Annotated in this window: 15 protein-coding genes; 8 read left to right on the top strand and 7 right to left on the bottom strand. The window is 67.6% G+C overall.

The genetic code is table 11. The features are described from left to right. Positions 1-19: 19 nt before the first annotated feature. The 5 genes from E0H73_RS25755 to E0H73_RS25735 are packed head-to-tail and all read right to left on the bottom strand — an operon-like array spanning position 20 to position 4,925. Positions 20-1,111, bottom strand: coding sequence for a Gfo/Idh/MocA family protein (locus E0H73_RS25755; protein ID WP_131360935.1), 1,092 nt, complete (start codon positions 1,109-1,111; stop codon positions 20-22). Further along, positions 1,104-1,880: a ThuA domain-containing protein gene (locus tag E0H73_RS25750; protein WP_131360933.1), complete on the bottom strand. Its 777-nt coding sequence runs from the start codon at positions 1,878-1,880 to the stop codon at positions 1,104-1,106. The genes E0H73_RS25755 and E0H73_RS25750 overlap by 8 nt, the downstream gene beginning before the upstream one ends. Before the next feature lie 26 nt (positions 1,881-1,906). Further along, on the bottom strand, positions 1,907-2,722 hold the full coding sequence (locus E0H73_RS25745) for a carbohydrate ABC transporter permease (protein WP_131360932.1): 816 nt from the start codon (positions 2,720-2,722) through the stop codon (positions 1,907-1,909). Between the two features lie 12 nt (positions 2,723-2,734). Beyond that, positions 2,735-3,691: a carbohydrate ABC transporter permease gene (locus E0H73_RS25740; protein ID WP_131360930.1), complete on the bottom strand. Its 957-nt coding sequence runs from the start codon at positions 3,689-3,691 to the stop codon at positions 2,735-2,737. A gap of 1 nt (position 3,692) precedes the next feature. After that, complete coding sequence (locus tag E0H73_RS25735; RefSeq protein WP_131360928.1) at positions 3,693-4,925, bottom strand: sugar ABC transporter substrate-binding protein; 1,233 nt, start codon at positions 4,923-4,925, stop codon at positions 3,693-3,695. 155 nt (positions 4,926-5,080) lie between these two features. Here E0H73_RS25735 and E0H73_RS25730 point away from each other — a divergent pair, with 155 nt between their 5' ends. Continuing rightward, the gene (locus tag E0H73_RS25730) at positions 5,081-6,145 is read left to right on the top strand and encodes a LacI family DNA-binding transcriptional regulator (RefSeq protein ID WP_131360926.1); all 1,065 of its coding nucleotides are present in this window, start codon (positions 5,081-5,083) and stop codon (positions 6,143-6,145) included. Here the strand turns inward: E0H73_RS25730 and ilvY are convergent. Then, positions 6,069-6,902, bottom strand: coding sequence for an HTH-type transcriptional activator IlvY (ilvY, locus tag E0H73_RS25725; RefSeq protein ID WP_131360924.1), 834 nt, complete (start codon positions 6,900-6,902; stop codon positions 6,069-6,071). The two genes, E0H73_RS25730 and ilvY, sit on opposite strands and share 77 nt — an antisense overlap. A gap of 75 nt (positions 6,903-6,977) precedes the next feature. Here ilvY and E0H73_RS25720 point away from each other — a divergent pair, with 75 nt between their 5' ends. The 7 genes from E0H73_RS25720 to E0H73_RS25690 all read left to right on the top strand — a co-directional run bounded on the left by E0H73_RS25720 (position 6,978) and on the right by E0H73_RS25690 (position 17,768). Further along, entirely contained in the window at positions 6,978-8,450 is a 1,473-nt protein-coding gene (locus tag E0H73_RS25720; protein ID WP_131360922.1) for a ketol-acid reductoisomerase, read from the top strand. A gap of 101 nt (positions 8,451-8,551) precedes the next feature. Next, a complete protein-coding gene (locus E0H73_RS47355; RefSeq protein ID WP_131360920.1) occupies positions 8,552-11,095 on the top strand; it encodes a glycoside hydrolase family 3 N-terminal domain-containing protein in 2,544 nt (847 codons plus the stop codon). A 25-nt stretch (positions 11,096-11,120) separates the two neighbouring features. Further along, entirely contained in the window at positions 11,121-12,404 is a 1,284-nt protein-coding gene (locus E0H73_RS25710) for an exo-beta-N-acetylmuramidase NamZ family protein (RefSeq protein ID WP_131360917.1), read from the top strand. A gap of 35 nt (positions 12,405-12,439) precedes the next feature. Then, complete coding sequence (locus tag E0H73_RS25705; RefSeq protein WP_131360915.1) at positions 12,440-14,125, top strand: serine hydrolase domain-containing protein; 1,686 nt, start codon at positions 12,440-12,442, stop codon at positions 14,123-14,125. A 36-nt stretch (positions 14,126-14,161) separates the two neighbouring features. Beyond that, complete coding sequence (locus E0H73_RS25700) at positions 14,162-15,049, top strand: MurR/RpiR family transcriptional regulator (RefSeq protein ID WP_131360913.1); 888 nt, start codon at positions 14,162-14,164, stop codon at positions 15,047-15,049. 68 nt (positions 15,050-15,117) lie between these two features. Next, entirely contained in the window at positions 15,118-16,017 is a 900-nt protein-coding gene (gene murQ / locus E0H73_RS25695; RefSeq protein ID WP_131360912.1) for an N-acetylmuramic acid 6-phosphate etherase, read from the top strand. Between the two features lie 350 nt (positions 16,018-16,367). Next, positions 16,368-17,768, top strand: coding sequence for a class I adenylate-forming enzyme family protein (locus E0H73_RS25690; RefSeq protein WP_131360911.1), 1,401 nt, complete (start codon positions 16,368-16,370; stop codon positions 17,766-17,768). Here the strand turns inward: E0H73_RS25690 and E0H73_RS48435 are convergent. Continuing rightward, a complete protein-coding gene (locus E0H73_RS48435) occupies positions 17,699-18,142 on the bottom strand; it encodes a 4'-phosphopantetheinyl transferase superfamily protein (RefSeq protein ID WP_420323436.1) in 444 nt (147 codons plus the stop codon). The genes E0H73_RS25690 and E0H73_RS48435 overlap by 70 nt on opposite strands. Between the last annotated feature and the right edge of the window lie 168 nt (positions 18,143-18,310).

The following is an 18,310-nucleotide window of genomic DNA, read 5'->3' as shown; positions in this document are numbered from 1 at the left end:
TTTCTCCGGCGTTGCGTTGTCAGGAGTGCAGGCCGACCGTCTTCAGTACGTCGGGCCAGGCCTGCAGAGCTGCCTGCAGGGCAGGGTCCTGGACGGTCGTCAGGGCTTCGGCATAGGCCGACTCCAGTACGTCGGCCACGCGGACCGGCGTACCGAGAGAGGCTGAGCGTACGGCGGCCTCCACCATGGCGACGCTGATCACGTTGGAGTGCACCTCGGACTGCGGGATCGTCGACTCGCGGACCGCGTCGACGAACTCGACCAGGGACCCGGCGATCTGCTCCGGGTCGTCGACGAGGATTGCCGGCAGAGATTCGCCGGAGGCGAGTTCGGCGACGGGCGGGTTGTCGCCGTCCCAGGTCGCCGTACCGTCGCGTCCGCTCGCCCGCCAGCGACCGTTCCACGATGTCTCCAGGCCGGGCGCGCACCAACTGCCGGTGAAGGCGAAGCGGGTTCCGTTGGCGAAGGCAAACACCGCACTGGCGGCCGCGTTGCCGTCGAACCAGCTCCACTCCGGGTTGTACGACTCGCAGTACACCGTCACCGGCTCGGAGCCGATCAGCTTGCGGGCCAGGTCGAACTGGTGGATCGCCATGTCGACCAGCAGCGGCTCGGCCATCCGCTCCCGGAAGCCGCTGAAATGCGGGGCCTTGAAGAACTCGCAGGACAGCGACCCGATGGTGCCGAGCTCGGCGATCTGCCGGCCGAACGCGGACCCGGCCCGGAAGTAGCGGCGCGACTGCGAGACCATCAGCAGCTTCCCGCTGACCTCCGACGCCGCGACCATCGCCAGGCACTCACGGACCGACTCGGCCAGCGGCTTCTCGCAGAGCACGGGAAGCCCACGCAGCAAGGCATCCACACTGACCTTCGGATGCGCGAGCGGCACCGTCACGTCGATGACCGCATCGGCCTCGACGCCGAGTTCGTCGATCGAAGCTGCCACGGGGACAGCGCCGAAACCGTGCTCATCCGCAGCTGTCCGGGCGACCTCGAGATCGAGATCGACCAGCCCGACGAGGTCAACATCCGGATTGTCGGCAATCGTACGAAGCCACGCGCGCCCCATGCCGCCCGCGCCGGCCTGGACAAGGCGCAGGGGTTCAGGCATCCGCAGGCTCCTCGATCGGACCCTTGTAACCGTGACCGTTGAAGAAGTCACCGGTCTCGTACCGCAGCAGCGTCGGGACCGCCCGCTCGGGCCGGTCCGTCATGGCCCACTCGACACCGTTCGCGATCACCTTGCGGATGTCCTTGTGGTGGTACACGGGGAAGTCCTGGTCACCCGGCGAGAAGTAGAAGATCTTCCCGTGCCCGCGGCGGAACGTGCAGCCGGAGCGGAACACCTCGCCGCCGGAGAACGACGAGACGAAGATCAGTTCGTCCGGCACCGGGATGTCGAAGAACTCGCCGTACATCTCCTGCTGCTCGATCTCGATCGGGTGCGGCACACCCTGCGCGATCGGGTGCGTCGGGTTCACCGTCCAGACCAGCTCGCGGTCCCGCTCGCTGCGCCAGCGCAACGTGCACGAGGTCCCCATCAGCTTGCCGAAGATCTTCGACCAGTGGCCCGAGTGCAGCACGATCAGGCCCATCCCGGACAGCACGTGCTGGTACACGCGCTCGACCACCTGGTCGTCGACCTCGCCGTGCGCGGCGTGACCCCACCAGACGAGTACGTCGGTGCCGGCCAGCACCTCCTCGGTCAGGCCGTGCTCGGGTTCGTCGAGAGTGGTCGTCTCGACCTTGGCGGCGTCGCCGAGGTTCTCCGCGATCCCGGCCGCGATCGTGCTGTGCATGCCGTCGGGGTAGATCTCGGCGACGTGCGGCTCGACCTGCTCGTGCCGGTTCTCGCCCCAGACGAGTACGCGAATCGTCATAATGTGAAAGTCCTTGTCCGTAAGGGTTATTTGACGGCTCCGCCGATGGCGCCGGCGGCGATGTACTTCTGTGCGGCGACCAGCAGCACGATGGCCGGGATCGCCGAGAGCACCGCGGTCGCCATCACCGCGTTCCAGTTCTGCACCTGGGTGCCGAGGTACTGGTAGATCCCGAGCGTCACCGGTCGGATGCCGCCCTTGGTGGTCAGCGTCAGCGCGAAGAGGAAATCGCTCCAGGAGAACAGGAAACTGAACAGTCCCGCGGTGATCAGCGAGTTCTTGCTGATCGGCAGCACGATCGCGACGAACGCCCGGAACAGCCCGGCGCCGTCCACCCGCGCGGCCTCCACCAGCGACGGCGGCAGCGAGAGCATGAACGAGCGCAGGATCAGGATCGCGAACGGGATACCGCTGGCACAGTTCGCCAGGATCAGGCCCGGGATCGAGTTCAGCAGCCCGATCCGCTCGTACGCCGTGTACAGAGCGTTGGCGATCACGATCCCCGGAATCATCTGCGAGATCAGGATCGCCAGCAGCCCGACCGACACCCACCGGGACCGGAACTGCGAGAGCGCATAGGCGCACGGGGTCGCGATGGCGAGACTGAGTACGACGGTCCCGGTCGCGATGATCAGACTCGTGACGAGGTTTCCGCCCTGCTCCCTGAGCGCCCGTTCGTAACCGCTGAACGTCGGGTGCAACGGCAGGAAGCCGGCAGTCAGCGTGTTCCCGGACGGTTGCAGCGACGCGTTGAGCATCCAGTAGACCGGGAACAGCATCACGACCAGGATCAGTACGCCGATCACGGTGTACACCGCGCGACGGACGGCCGAATCGTTCATCGTCGTACCTCCCTACTCGTCGACAGCGCGGCGGGTGCTGCGCAGGTAGAAGATCGCGAACAGGAACGAGATCGCGATCAGGATGTTGCTCAGCGCCGCACCCTCACCGAACTTGAAGTCGATGAACGACCGCTCGTACGACTGGGTCGCCAGCGTCTGCGTCGCGTTCGCCGGTCCACCGCCGGTCAGGCCGAGGATGATGTCCAGCACCTTGATCGTGTAGACGACCCCGAGCATCAGCAGCACACTCGCGACCGCCCGCAGATTCGGCCAGGTGATGTACCGGAACGCGCGCCAGCCGGTCGCGCCGTCCAACTGGCCGGCCTCGTACAACTCCTCGGGGATCTCGGACAGACCGGAGTACAGCAGCGTCACGTTGAACGGGATGCCGATCCAGATGTTGACCCCGATCACCGCGATCAGCGCGACCGACGGCGAGTTCAGCCACGGCACGGGTTCGTTGATCAGATGCAACCAGGACAACGTCCGGTTCAGGATCCCGCTGTCCTGCTCGAGGATCGATCGCCAGGTCGCACTCGACACGATCAACGGCAGCAACCACGGCAGCAGCAGCAACGACCGCAGTACGCCGCTGAGCGGGAAGCGCCGGTGGAAGAACAGCGCCAGCGCCAACCCGATGACGAACTGGAACGCGATCGAGCCGATGGTGAACAACGCCGTGTTCACCATCGCGTCGGAGAACAGGTTGTCCGTCACGACCGCGCTGTAGTTCCTCAGCCCGACCCACGGGGCGGCACCGGTGAAGAACGTCTTCAGGGTGTAGTCCTGCAGGCTCATCAGCAGGTTCTTCACCACCGGATAGCCGAACAGCGCGATCATCGCCACCGCAGCCGGCAGGACGAACAGGATCTTGGTCAGATCCTCACCGCGGTGGCGCCGGCCACGGGACCTGCGAACAGGTCCCGTGCCGCGCGCGTCCGTCGTCCGCGTGATCGTTGCCTGGGCCACGTCAGCCGCCGGCAGCCTGCTTGAAGGCGTCCTGGGCCGAGGCCTTACCGGTGAGCGCCAGCTGGATGGCCTGGTAGATCACCTTCGCGGCCTCCGGCCACTTCTCGCCGAGCTTGCCGGTCCGCGAGCGAGCGGTCTTGACCTGCTCGGTGAAGGCCTTCATCGACGGCACTTCCTTGACGTACTGGTCGAGCAGCGCGGTCTTGGTCGGGATGGTGAACCGGGCCTTCGCCCAGGCCAGCTCGTTCTCGTCCGAGTTCAGGCACTTCACGAAGTCGGCCGCCTTCTGCTGCTTGGCCTGGTCCTTGTTCAGCGGGACCGTCCAGGCCTCACCACCGAGCGGCGCGACCGGGGTCTGATCCGGCTTGTTCAGCGGGAACGTGACGACGTCCCACTTGATGTTCGGGGACTTCTCCAGCGACGGGATCTGCCACGGCCCGTTCACCATCATCGCGGCCTTGCCGGCCACGAACTGGTCCTTCGCGTCGCCCTGGGTCCAGTTGATCACGCTCTTCGACGCCGAACCCGACTGCACCAGGTCGACCCACAGTTGCAGCGCTTCGCTCACCTGCGGGGTGTTCAGGTCGGTCTCGTCGCCGCCGTTGGTCCACATCGCCGGCAGGAACTGCCAGGACCCTTCGTACGTCGCGTTGGCGTTGAAGGCGATGCCGTACCGGCCGGGCTTGGTCAGCTTCTTGGCCGCCGCCTTGAGCTCGTCCCACGTCTTCGGCGGCTGGACGCCGGCCTCCTGCAGCATCTGGGTGTTGTAGAACAGCGCGATCGTGTTGGTCACCGGCGCCAGTCCGTAGAGCTTGCCGTCGTACGACGTCGCGTCGACCATGCCCTGGATGACTCCGTCGCCGCTCAGACCCATGTCGTTCAGGGGCGCCAGCGCGCCGGTCGCGGCGATCTGCTGTACGTCGGGGTTGTCGAGCATCAGGACGTCGGGCAGGGTCTTCGACGAGGCCTGCTGCAGCACCTTCTGGATCAAGGTGTCACCAGGCACCGTCTCCCGCTGGATGGTGATGCCGAGCTGGCTCGCGCAGGAGTCGAGACCCTTCTGCACCAGCGACTTGTCCGGGTCGTTGTTGTAGTAGTCCAGGATCGTGAGGCTCTTGACGCTGTCCCCGGACGAGGCCGACGAGGAGTCCTCGCCGTTGCTGCCGCAGGCGGCCAGCACGAGCGACACGGTCGTCGCACCGGCCAGCACGGCGGCGATCCGCTTGCTGATCATGACATCGGGCTCCTTCGATCAAAGCGTTTAACCACGGGCTGTGAGAAATTTCCGGTCGCTTGCTCTAAGGGGGAGTAAACCGCTTAACTGAGATGTCCCAGGACTATGTTCCTTGGGTCACACTGCTGTCAAGGGTTCAGACGGGAAGGAATTCGATGGTCACCATGCGGGACGTCGCGGACCGTGCAGGCGTGTCGATCGCGACCGTGTCGTTCCTGCTCAACGACACCAAGCCGGTGACCGCGGCGACCCGGGCGCGGGTCGAGCAGGCGATGGCCGAGCTCGGCTACCGCCGCAACGCGGTCGCCCGCGCGCTGGCCAGCCGGCGGACCCACATCATCGCGATGGCCTATCCGGCCCTGGACCACAAGTTCGGGTTCTCTGCGACCGAGTTCTTAACCAGCGCTGCGAACGCGGCCCGTGAGCGGGACTACCACCTGGTCCTCTGGCCGGTCGGCAACGACGGCACCGAGCTGACGGAGCTGCTCGGGCAAGGTTTGGTCGACGGCGTCGTACTGATGGAGGTCCAGCTGGACGACCCGCGGGTGACGGTTCTGCAGGAGTTGGCGACGCCGTTCGCGATGATCGGGCGGACGAGCGCGCTGGAAGGTCTCTCGCACGTCGACATCGACTTCGATCAGACGGTCGAGGATGCGGTCGCGCACCTGCACGGTCTCGGCCATCGGAGGATCGTGCTGGTCTCGGGCAACCTGACCGATCCGCTGTTCAGCACGTACGGTCCCTACGTCCGGTCCGAGGCGGCGTACCGCCGGATCGCGCCGGAGTACGGGCTGGAAACTGTGGTGATGGAGTGTTCCGGCTCGACCCAGGCCGGTCAGGAAGCCATGGCGCGCCTGATCCACAACCACCCGGACACGACCGCGGTGATGATCGTCAACGAGTTCGCCGCGCTCGGGTCGGTGGCGGGTCTGAGCCGTCTCGGCCGCAGGATCCCCGACGACATCTCGGTCCTCCCGCTGCTGATGGCGCCGGAGATGGCGGCCCTGACCAACCCCGAGCTCACCATCATGCGAACTCCCGGCCCCGAGCTCGGTCAGCTCGGCACCGAGGCACTAATCCGCCAGTTGGAAGGCGCAGACCCCCTCCCACCCCAACTGGTCCCGGCCAAGCTGTACCCCGGCGCTACGGTCGCAGCTCCCACAGGGCCGCAACCAAAGGCCGCCGCAGGTCGGCGCGGCGCGCGCAAATCCCGATCGTGAGCTGATCGAGCGCCGGATCCGCGGGCAGCTCGACGAGTCGGTCGCGCACGGCAGAGGACTCGAGAACCAGCCGCGGTACGACGCCGGTGCCGCAGCCGAGCGCCACGAGGGTGAGCAGCGCCTCGTGCCCGTCCGGCTCGGCCGCGATCACCGGCTTCACGCCGCGCTTGCGGAACCAACGGAACGCCGCCTCGCGCACCAACCCACGCGCCGGTACGACGAACGGACCGTCGGCGAGGCCGGTCCGGCTCCTGACCAGCACCAAGTCGGTCACGGCCACCGTCCGGGTCACCATCGACTGCGGCAGCCGCTTCGGGATGCCGGCGACCGCGACGTCCACCTCGCCCTCGTCGAGCCTGGCCAACGCGGCCGCCGCGTCGCCGGTGCGAACATCGAGCCGGATCTGCGGATGCGCTGCCCGCAGCGGTGCGAGCAGATCGGGCAGCAGCGCTTGGCAGGCCGTGACGGTGGCGAAGATCCGCAGTTCGCCAACCAACTCGGCCGGCTCGTCGGCGCCGGCCCGATAGTCGTCCCACAGCGCCAGCGATTGCTCGGCGTACGCCGTGAAGCGTTGACCGTCAGCGGTGAGTACGACGCCGCGCGGACCCCGGTCGAGGAGTCGAGAGCCCGCGCGGACCTCGAGTCGCTGGATCGTTCTGGTCAGGGTTGCGGCGCTGACGTGACACTCGAGGCTGGTGCGCCCGTAGTTCAGCGTGCGGGCGAGATGCAGGAACAGTTCCAGCTCGCGATGCTCCATGTTTCACCTCCTGCAACGGCCCGGTGCAGATGTCGCGCTTGCTGCAATACGTGCGACCGACCTTAACTGAAGGTCATGAGCACCCTCACCTCATCGGTCTTCCGGACCGAGACCATGACGGTTCCGGGCGGTACGGAGACGATCGTCCGCGGCGGCCGTGACCTGTTCCCGCTGCTGCCGCAGGCCCTGCACGGCGTACGGCGGATCGGCGTCCTGGGCTGGGGGCCGCAGGGGAGCGCCCAGGCCCAGAATCTGCGGGACTCGCTGGCCCGGACCGAGGTGGTCGTGTCCGTCGGGCTGCGGCCGGGTTCGCGATCGGCGGACGATGCCCGCGCGCATGGCTTCACCGAGGAGAACGGCACGCTCGGGGATTGGCTGGCGGTCGCCGCGGACTCGGACCTGGTGATCCTGCTCATCGCCGACGCGGCCCTCGCGGCCGAGCACGAGAAGATCTTCGCGGTGCTCAAGCCTGGTACGACGATCGGGTTGTCGCACGGCTTCCTGCTCGGTCATCTGCAGTCGATCGGCAGCGACTTCCCCGCCGGGCATCCCGTGATCGCCGTGTGCCCGAAGGGAATGGGCGATTCGGTACGCCGCCTGTACGAGCAGGGTGCGACGGTCAACGGGGCCGGCATCAACGCGAGCATCGCCGTACACGCCGACCCGGACGGTCACGGGACGGATCGCGCGTTGGCCTGGTCGATCGGCCTGGGTTCGCCGTACACGTTCGCCACTACGCTGGCCGACGAGTACCGGTCCGACATCGTCGGTGAGCGTGCCATCCTGCTCGGCGCGGTGCATGGTCTGGTGGAGGCGCTCTATCGTCATTTCGTCATCGCGGGCGCCGATCCGGTGACGGCGTACGAACGATCGACCGAGTCGATCACCGGCCCGATCGCGCGCACGATCTCGGACTCGGGCCTGGCGGCAGTGCGGGCGGCCGCGGGTGACGAGGACCTGTTCGACCGGGCTTACTCCGCCGCCTATCAACCGGCGCGCGACCTGGTCGCCGAGATCTACGATGAAGTTGCCGAGGGCACCGAACTCCGCAGCGTGATCCTGGCCGAGCAGCGGCTCGCCATCCGCCCGATGTCCCCGATCGCCGGCAGCCCGATGTGGTCGCACAGTACGGCGGTGCACGCCCGCCGTACGTCGGTGCGGGCCGGGATCGACCCACTCACGGCCGGGCTGTTCGTGGCCACGATGGTCGCCCAACTCGACGAGTTCGCGGCCCGCGGGCACGCCTGGTCCGAGATCGTGAACGAGTCCGTGATCGAGGCGGTCGACTCGCTGCTGCCCTACATGCACGCCCGCGACGTCGCCTACATGGTCGACAACTGCTCCCGCACCGCCCGCCTGGGCACCCGCCGCTGGGGCCCACGCTTCCAGGCGGCCTACGAGCAGATCGCACTGCCCCGCGTCGACGCCCCTGCCGACCAAGCCCTGGTCAAGCAGTTCCTCGACAACCCCGCCCACGCAGCCCTCGCTGCAGCCGCCGAACTCCGGCCGGCTGTGGACATTTCGGTTGAACGGCCGACGACTACCTAACGTCAGTTCGTAGTTCCCCCTTGACCCCCCGTGTTCGACGTCGGTAATTTACACGTCGCGGGGGAGCGCCTGTAATTCAATTACTTGTGGGGGTTTTCGCCTTGCACCTGACCCGACGTCAGACCCTCGGACTCGCGGCGGCAGCAGTCGCCGGTACGACGGTTGCCGGAACATCCACCGCCCAAGCAGGTACCGACCGTTGGGTCCGCGAGACCCTGCGCCGGATGACGCTGGAGCAGAAGGTCGGCCAGCTGTTCGTCTGCTACGCCTACGGGCCGACAGCGGACACGGCCGATGCGCGCAACACGAGCCTGTACGGCGTCGCGACGCCGGCCGAAGTGGTGCGCAAGTTCCACCTCGGCGGGGTGATCTACTTCGCCTGGACCGATTCGGTGAAGGACCCGCAGCAGATCGCCCGGCTGTCCAACGGACTGCAGGGCGCCTCGCTGGCCGACAGTGGCATCCCGCTGCAGATCAGCACGGACCAGGAGTACGGCGTCGTGTTCCGGGTCGGACCACCAGCCACCCAGTTCCCGGGCGCGATGGCGCTCGGCGCCACCCGGTCGCCGGAGTACGCGCGGCAGGCGGCGGGCATCGGCGGCCGGGAGCTGAAGGCGGTCGGGATCAGCACCGACTTCGCGCCGGTCTCGGACGTCAACGTGAACCCGCTGAACCCGGTGATCGGCGTCCGGTCCTTCTCATCTGATCCCGCGGTGGTCGCCGCCCTGGCCGCCGAGCAGGTGAAGGGGTACCAGCGGGACGGGCGGATCGTGTCCACCGCCAAGCACTTCCCGGGCCACGGCGACACCGCGACCGACAGCCACACCGGCATCCCGGTGATCAGCCACACACTCGAGGAGTGGACGCGGATCGACCGGCCGCCGTTCGAGGCCGCGATCCGGGCCGGGATCCAGTCGATCATGACCGCGCACATCGTCGTACCGGCGCTTGACCCGGCCGAGGACCCGGCGACGCTCAGCAAGCCGATCCTGACCGGGATCCTGCGTGAGCAATTGCGGTTCGACGGGGTCGTGATCACCGACTCGCTGGGCATGAAGGGCGTGCGGGACAAGTACGGCGACGCCGAGATCCCGCTCCGGGCGATCGAGGCCGGCGTCGACCAGTTGCTGATGCCGGTCGACCCCGGGCTCGCGTACAACTCGGTGTTGGACGCCGTCCGTGGCGGCCGGATCAGCGAGGCCCGGATCGACCAGAGCGTCGAGCGGATCCTGAAGCTGAAGCTCCAGACCGGCGTGGTGGAACAGCCGTACGTCGACCTGTCCCGGGTCGCGAAGGTGGTCGGAACGCCGGCCAACTACGCCGCCGCCCAGCGGATCGCCGATCGCAGTACGACCCTGCTGAAGAACGACGCCGGCCTGCTGCCGCTGTCCCCGGCACCGCGGAAGATCCTGGTCGCGGGCTACACCCCGGCGGCGCTCGGGACCGCGCTGCAGAATCGCGGGGCGACCGCGGTCGTCAAGGACACGGGTGCGACGCCGACCGACGCCAAGATCGACGATGCTGTCGCGGCGGCTGCGGGCGCGGACCTCACCGTCGTACTCACGATGAAGGCCTGGGACACCGAGGTCACCGACAAGCAGGCCAAGCAGCAGAAGCTGGTCAACGCCCTGCTCGCTACCGGCCGGCCGGTGATCCTGGTCGCCGTCCGCGATCCGTACGACGTCGCCTACTTCCCGACCGCGTCGACCACGCTCGCCACCTACGGCTACGCGGCGGTCTCGATGGAAGCGCTGGCCAAGGTGCTGTACGGCGAGCTGGCGCCGACCGGCAAGCTTCCGGTGGCGATCCCGGCGCAGCCCGATCCGTCCGTGACCCTGCACCCGTTCGGCCACGGCCTCAGCTTCGACCAGCGGCAGACCCGGCTGACTGTTGCCTCGTACAACATTCATGCCGGGGCCGGCGAGGACAACGTGTTCGACCTCGACCGGACCGCCCAGGCCCTGAAGGCGCTCAACGCCGACGTGATCGGGCTGCAGGAGGTCGACGTTCACTGGGACGCGCGCAGCGAATGGCGCGACACCATCGCCGAATTGGCCGCCACGCTCGGGATGCATGCCGGGTTCGCGCCGATCTACGACCTCGACCCGCCGACGCCCGGTCAGCCGCGTCGCCAGTACGGCGTCGGCGTACTCTCCCGGTTCCCGTTGGTGCGCACCGAGAATCACCCGATCACCCGGCTGTCCACCCAGGACCCGAACCCGGTGCCGGCCCCGGCGCCCGGATTCCTCGAGGCCGAGATCGACGTCCGTGGCCGCCGCGTGCACGTGTACTGCACGCACCTGGACTACCGGGCGGATCCGTCGGTCCGGGAAGCCCAGGTCCGCGACACGGTGAAGATCCTGGCCGGCGACCGCCGCAAGGACCTGCAGATCCTCACCGGTGACTTCAACGCCGAGGCGACCGCTCCGGAGCTCGCGGGACTGTGGACCCGGCTCACCGACAGCTGGACCGCCACCGGCACCACTTCCGGCGGTCCGAACACCTATCCTGCCGTCGATCCGGTCAAGCGGATCGACTTCGTCACCGTCGGCACGGGACTGCACGTCCTGCGGGTCGCGGTGTCTCCTGAGCAAGCGGCCAGCGACCATCGCCCCGTGGTAGCCGACCTGTCGTTCCGTCCCTGACGCCCCTGCCCGAAGGAGAGATCTGATGAAGCGACGCAGTTTGCTGGCGGGCGCTGGTGTACTCGCAGCCGCCCCGCTGATCGACGTACCCGCCGCTCACGCCGGTGGTTCTCACGGTGGCAAGGCGGTGATGAGCGGCGCGGAGGTGCTGGCCAAGGACGGCTGGCGGGCGCTGGCCGGTCAGAAGGTCGGGGTGATCAGCAACCCGACCGGCATCCTGCCCGACTTCAACCACATCGTCGACACCATGCACGCCTCCGGCAAGGTCAACATCGTCGCGGTCTTCGGCCCGGAGCACGGCTTCCGCGGTTCGGCCCAGGCCGGCGGCTCCGAGGGTGACCATGTCGATCCGCGCACCGGGATCATGGTGTACGACGCGTACGGCGCGACCGTGGACAAGCTGATCGATCTCTACACCAAGTCGGGTGTGGAGACGGTCGTCTTCGACATCCAGGACGTCGGCGCGCGGTTCTACACCTACATCTGGACCATGTACTCGGCGATGCAGGCGGCCATCACCACCGGCGCGCGGTTCGTCGTCCTGGACCGGCCGAACCCGGTCGGCGGGTACGCACGCGGCCCGATGATGAAGCCCGGGTTCACCTCTGGGGTCGGCAAGGAGGAGATCATCCAGCAGCACGGCATGACGGTCGGCGAGCTCGCCCGGCTGTTCAATGCCGAGTACCTGCCGCTCGACACCGGCGGCGCCCGGCTCAAGGAGCTGCAGGTCATCCAGGTGCAGAACTGGAAACGCGACCAGCTGTACGACGACACCGGGTTGCCCTGGGTGATGCCGAGCCCGAACATGCCCACCCCGGACACCGCGCTGGTGTACCCGGGCATGTGCCTGTTCGAGGCGACCAACATGTCCGAGGGACGCGGTACGACGCGGCCGTTCGAGCTGATCGGAGCGCCGTACGTCGACTACAAGTGGGCGCAGGCGCTGCAGCAGAAGACCATCCCGGGCGTGGAGTTCCGCGAGGCGTACTTCACCCCGTCGATCAGCAAGAACGCGAACGTGCTCTGTGGCGGCGTCCAGGTGCAGATCACGGACCCGGCCAAGGTTGAGGCGATCACCGCGGCGACGCACATGATCGTCGAGGCCCGCAAGCTCTACCCGGAGTTCACCTGGCGGGCCGAGAACCCGCCCGGCCGGTGGATCGACCTGCTCACCGGGTCGGACCGGTTCCGCACCATGCTGATGGCCGACGCGACCGCCGAGGAGATCGTCGCGGCCTGGAAGTCCGAGACCGATGCGTGGACCGCGCGGCGCGCCAAGTACCTGCTCTACAAGGGAGCCCAGCGGTGAGACGAGTCGCGGCCCTCACGATAGCCTCTGCGGTGATGCTGACGATGGCAAGCCCTGCAGTTGCCAATGGCAACAGACCTGGCCGGTTCGACCAGCCGTACGACGGCTACGCACCGAAGGGAACGCTGTTGCGTGACTCGACCCCGGCGAAGGCCGGCCTGGACCCGGCGCCGATCGACGCCGCGCTCGCCCAGGTCGACGGCTGGACCCGCCCGAACGGTACGGCGAAACCGCTGTACGCCGGCGCGGTCACGCTGCTCGGCCACGACGGGAAGGTCGTCACCCGGACCGCCACCGGGATGGCGCTGAAGTACGCCGACGGTGCGGGCACGGAGCTGCCGGCGGACCAGCAGATCCCGATGCGCACCGACACGATCTTCGACATGGCCTCGGTGTCCAAGCTGTTCACCTCGATCGTGGTGATGCAGCTGGTCGAGAAGGGCAAGGTCGGCCTCGACACCCCGATCGCGACGTACGTGCCGGAGTTCGCCGCGAACGGCAAGGAAGCCATCACGGTCCGGCAGGCGCTCACGCACACCACCGGGTTCCCGGCCTGGCTGCCGCTGTGGAGCACCGGCAAGACGCCGGAAGAACGGCTGCAACTGGCGCTCACCGCGAAGCTGCAGAATCCGCCCGGCAGCACCTACCTCTACAGCGACCTGAACCTGATCACGCTCGGCGAGCTGGCGCACCGGGTGACCGGCAAGACGCTGGACAAGTTGGTTGCCGACGGCATCACCAAGCCGCTGCAGATGCGCGACACCGGCTACAACCCGGACCCCAAGAAGAAGCCGCGCATTGCCGCGACCGAGTACCAAACGGCTCCGCCGCGCGGCATGGTGTGGGGGTCGGTGCACGACGAGAACGCCTGGTCGCTGGACGGCGTCGCCGGTCACGCGGGCGTCTTCAGCACCGCCGACGACCTCGCCGTTCTGGCCCAGACCTTTTTGAACGGCGGCAGCTACCGAGGTGCCCGGATCCTGAAGGAATCCTCGGTGACCGCGATGATCACCAACTTCAACCAGGCCTTCCCGGGCAACGACCACGGCCTCGGCTTCGAGCTGAACCAGCGCTGGTACATGGGTGGCCTGTCCGGGCCGCGGACGGCCGGCCACACCGGCTACACCGGGACGTCGATCGTGATCGACTTCGACTCGCGCTCGTTCGCCATCCTGCTGACCAACCGGGTGCACCCGAGTCGCAACTGGGGCAGCAACAACCCGGCCCGCCGGGCGGTTGTGCAAGGGCTTGCCCTGGCCCTCGGCGTCGGTCCGCAGCACGGCAAGGACGCCTGGTTCTCCGGTACGACGGACAACGCGACGACCACCCTGTCCACGCAGGTCGCCGTACCGGCCGGGGGAGCGAAGCTGGCGTTCGACCTGTTCGTCGACACAGAGGACTCGGATCTGCTGTACCTGGAGACGTCCACGGACGGGACCACCTGGACGAAGCTGCCGTTCACGGTGCGGGACCGGGGATCGGTGATCGACCACGACGGGTCGATCAGCGGCTCCGGCGACCGGCACTGGCACCAGGTGTCGGCCGAACTCGGCGAGGGTGCGCAGACGATCCGGTGGCGCTACGCCTCGGATCCGCTGTACCAGGGCCGCGGTGTGTACGTCGACGGTGTGAAGATCACGCACGGACGCGATGTTCTTCTCGACGGAGAGCGAACGCCTGAATCATTTGTCGCTTCAGGTTGGAGACTTTCGCGTCGGTGACCCCACTTCGTGCATAGGCGCCGTACCGTGGCTGTCATGAATTCAACGACCTCTCCAGAACCCACGGGGCCGCTGCTGGTCCGGGTCCGCGCGGTGATGCCCGCGCTGGCCCCGGCCGAGCAGCGGGTGGCGAACGCGGTCCTCGCGGACCCGGGCGGAGTGGCCGCGATGACGATCTCCGAACTGGCCGAGGTGGCATCCACCTCGGAGACCACGGTCATCCGGTTCTGCAAGCAGATCGGCGTCCCGGGCTATCCGCAGCTCCGCCTGCAGTTGGCGGCCCAGTCGGCGCAGGAGAGTGCGCGGCCCGAGGTGGGTGGCGACATCGAGCCCGGCGACTCGCTGGCCGACGTTGTCAGCAAGGTTGCGTTCGCCGACGAGCGGGCGGTCCGTGAGACCGCCCAGCAGGTTGACGTCGACGCCCTGGCCAAGGTCGTGACCGCGGTCGTGAACGCGCCTCGGGTCGATCTGTACGGCTTCGGTGCGAGCGCGTTCGTGGCGCTCGACCTGCAGCAGAAGCTGCACCGGATCCGGCGGGTCGCGTTCGCCTGGTCCGACGTCCACGTCGCGCTGCCCAGCGCTGCCCTGCTCGGTGACGGCGATGTGGCAATCGGCATCTCCCACACCGGTACGACGGTCGAGGTCGTCGAGGCGCTCGAGGAGGCGGCCAAGCACGGCGCCACCACGGTCGCGGTGACGAACTTCCCCCGCTCGCCGCTGGCCAAGACGGCGGATCTGGTGCTGACCACGGCCGCCCGGGAGACGACGTACCGGTCCGGGGCCATGTCCAGCCGGATCGCGCAACTGACCGTGATCGACTGCCTGTTCATCGGGGTCGCGCAGCAGGTGCTGCCGGACGCCCGCAAGGCGCTGGAGGAGACGGCCACTTCGGTGCGTGGTCACCGGCTCAAGGGCTCTGAGTGACGTCAACAGTTTTCTGTCAAGGATGAACGGAATTGAAAATCCTTCAGTAGGAAACTAACATCGAGTCTGTGACCTCACCGACAGAGCAGCGCAACCCGAGGACGCTCGCCATCGATGCGGTGGGGACGTCCGAGATCCTGCAGTTGGTGAACAACGAGGACGCGCGGGTCGCGGGCGCCGTCGGACTGGTCATCCCCGAGTTGACCAAGGCCGTGGATGCCGCCGTCGAGGCGGTCCGCGGCGGTGGCCGGGTGCACTACTTCGGCGCCGGCACGTCTGGACGTCTCGCCGTACTGGACGCCGCCGAGTTGCTGCCTACCTTCCATACGCCGGAGGGTCTGGTGGTCGCGCACCACGCCGGCGGGATGGACGCGCTGCTCCGCGCGGTCGAGAACGTCGAGGACTCCGAGGACGGCGGCGCTGAGGACGCGGCCGCTGTGACCGGCCAGGACATCGTGATCGGCCTCGCTGCCTCTGGGAGTACGCCGTACGTCGCCGGCGCCCTGAAGGCGGCTCGAGCGGCTGGTGCGACCACGGTGCTGGTGACGTCGAACCCGAACGCCCCGCTGGCGCCGCTGGCCGACATCGTGATCGCCGCGGACACCGGGCCTGAGGTGATCGCCGGCTCGACGCGACTGAAGGCCGGTACGGCGCAGAAGCTGATCCTGAACTCGTTCTCCACCACGCTGATGATCAAGCTCGGCCGGACCTGGTCGAACCTGATGGTCGACCTGGTCGCCACCAACAAGAAGCTCCGCGGCCGGATGCTCCGCATCCTCGCCGAGGCAACCGGCGCCGACGAACAGGCCTGCGAAGCCGCCCTGGCCGCAGCCGAAGGCGAACTGAAGCCGGCCCTCGTCCACCTCCTCACCGGCGCCACCATCCCAGCAGCCCGCGCCGCCCTGGAAACCGCCCACGGCCGAGTAGCCGAAGCCCTCTCCACCCTCGGCACCTCGCCCTCCGCCTGACCACACCCCTCCTGAGCGGCCGTGTGTCTCGCTCCGCCCGCAGGGTGTATGCGGGTAAAAGAATCTCTCTGGCATAGTCCGGTGCCGTCGTAGCGGACTGTTTCTTTCTGTGTGGGTAAACCCTCAGTCCGCCTGCATCTGGCTGGAATTACTAACCTTATGGCGCATTGTTTCCGGTGTCTTTTCGACGGTTAGGTGAGCTTTCGCAAGAGGTTGCGAACGGTAGTTGGATCATCACTTCTGGTCCATAGCGCATTTGCGTGATCGTGTCGTATCGTCGCGTCATCGCCAGACCTTGGTGGAGGTCCTGGTCTTCGAATCCTTTGTGTAGAACGAACTTCGGAGCTCGGATGACCAATCACGGTACTGTCGTGGTGCCCGGAACCACCCAGGGTGCGCAGTGGGTCGATGACGTCCTGCTCGCCGGTCCGGCCACCGATATCTGCTTTCGTCTTCCGGATCCGGTTGATCGCGCGGAACTGCGCCGATTGGTTCGGGATCGTCAATCGGAACTCCGCGACGCGGGTTTTCGTGCTGGTGGTGCGGCGGCATTACGATTGCCGCCCTCATTGGCTTTCGTCACGCATTTGCTCGCGGTCTGGCGCAGTGGTGGGCAGGCGATCCTGCTGGATCACCGGCTGACCGACTACGAGGTGCGGCGGGCGATCGAGCGGCTGGTCCCGCAGGTTGTGGTGTCGCCGGAGCGGCCGGTGCAGTCGGGGCTGCGGACGTTCGTCGAGGTGCACACCGATGTGGCCAGTTACTCGGGTCATCCGGCCGGGACCGCGCATGCCGTCGTACAGCTGAGCTCTGGGTCGACCGGGCCGTCGAAGGTGATCGGGCGTACGGCGGAGGATCTCGTCGAGGAGGTACTGCGGTACACGCAGATCGACGGGGTGCCTGTGCGGGGTGAGCGGCTGATTCTGCTGCCGTCGATGGTGCATGTGCTCGGACTGGTCGGAGGTCTGCTCTACGGACTGCATGCCGGGGTCGAATTGGTGCCGCCGGCGCGGTTGACGGGTGACGCGATCGTGCAGGCGATTGCTGCGGGGACCTCGCCGGCGACGGTTCTCGGGGTGCCTTTCCATATCGGGCTGCTCGCGTCGGTCCAGGAGCCGCCGAAGTTGCCGCAGTTCAAGCGGATGACGACGGGTGGCGAGTTGGTGCCGGCCGCGGTGTCGCAGTCGTTCGAGGACAAGTACGGCGTACCGCTCGGGAACATGTACGGGATGACCGAGGTCGGGGTCATCGGCACCGACCTGTACGGCGAACACCGGCCGGCGATCCGGCCGGCTCCGGGGATCGAGGTCCGTGCCGTCGACGGTGAGCTCCAGGTCTGGCGAGCTGAATCGCCGTACCTCGGGCTGTCCGATCCTCCGCGGTGGTCCGACGGCTGGCTCCGCACTCGCGATGCCGGGGTGGTCGATCCCGACACCGGTCTGGTCAGCATCAAGGGGCGGCTCGACTCGCAGGTATCTGTCGGCGGGATGAAGGTCGACCTGACCGAGGTCGAGTACACGGTGGGCACACTCCGCGGTGTCGAGGCGGCCGTCGTGGTCTTCGACGGCTCCATCACCGCCTACCTGCAACTCAACGAGCCCCGCTCCGCCGCCCACCTCGACACCGAACTGGCCCAGCTCCTCGCCCCCTACAAACGCCCCCGCACCCTCCGCATCCTCGATCAACTCCCCCGAACCACCACCGGAAAACTAGTCCGAGACACGACAGTCCTCCGCAAGGCCACCCCGTGATGCGCGGTCAGAAGTACGTCGCTGACCCCACCACCCGCAGCCACCGCCACCACCGCCCCCACCCAAGGCACATGCACCACCACAAGCCCACCAGCACCCCCAGGAACCTGACCGGCGCGGAGCGCCAAGCCTTCGGCGGGCGTGCCCTCTCTCTCCACTTCCCGCCGATCCTGTCCCGCAGGGACTGGATGGGCGAGGTCAGCCGGGAGTGGCATGCGGCGTTTCAGACCCGCATTCCTCAAACCTTGGCCGAGGGCTTTGCCGACTGCTTCTTTGGCGGTCCAGAGGTGGAGGAAGGCGATCAAGTAGTCGGGTTGCTCGGACATCCACTGGAGTTCGGCGGGGTCGAACCAGCGGTTGGCGAGGGCGCTCACCTCGCGGGGATGGATGTCTTCGACGTCCACGCCGAGCGGACCCGACAGAGACGCGGCAACCACCACGAGATCGCGGCTGTGGCTGATGCTCACGGCCAACCCGTCAACGTACGGCTGCCCGTTGTCCGCGTGATGAAGCGAAGGCGAGCTGACAAGCGTGCTCGCCAG

Source organism: Kribbella pittospori (assembly GCF_004331465.1).
Lineage (GTDB): Bacteria > Actinomycetota > Actinomycetes > Propionibacteriales > Kribbellaceae > Kribbella > Kribbella pittospori.
Note: the sequence above shows the minus strand (reverse complement) of the source record. Positions and strands in the feature narration are given on the sequence as shown.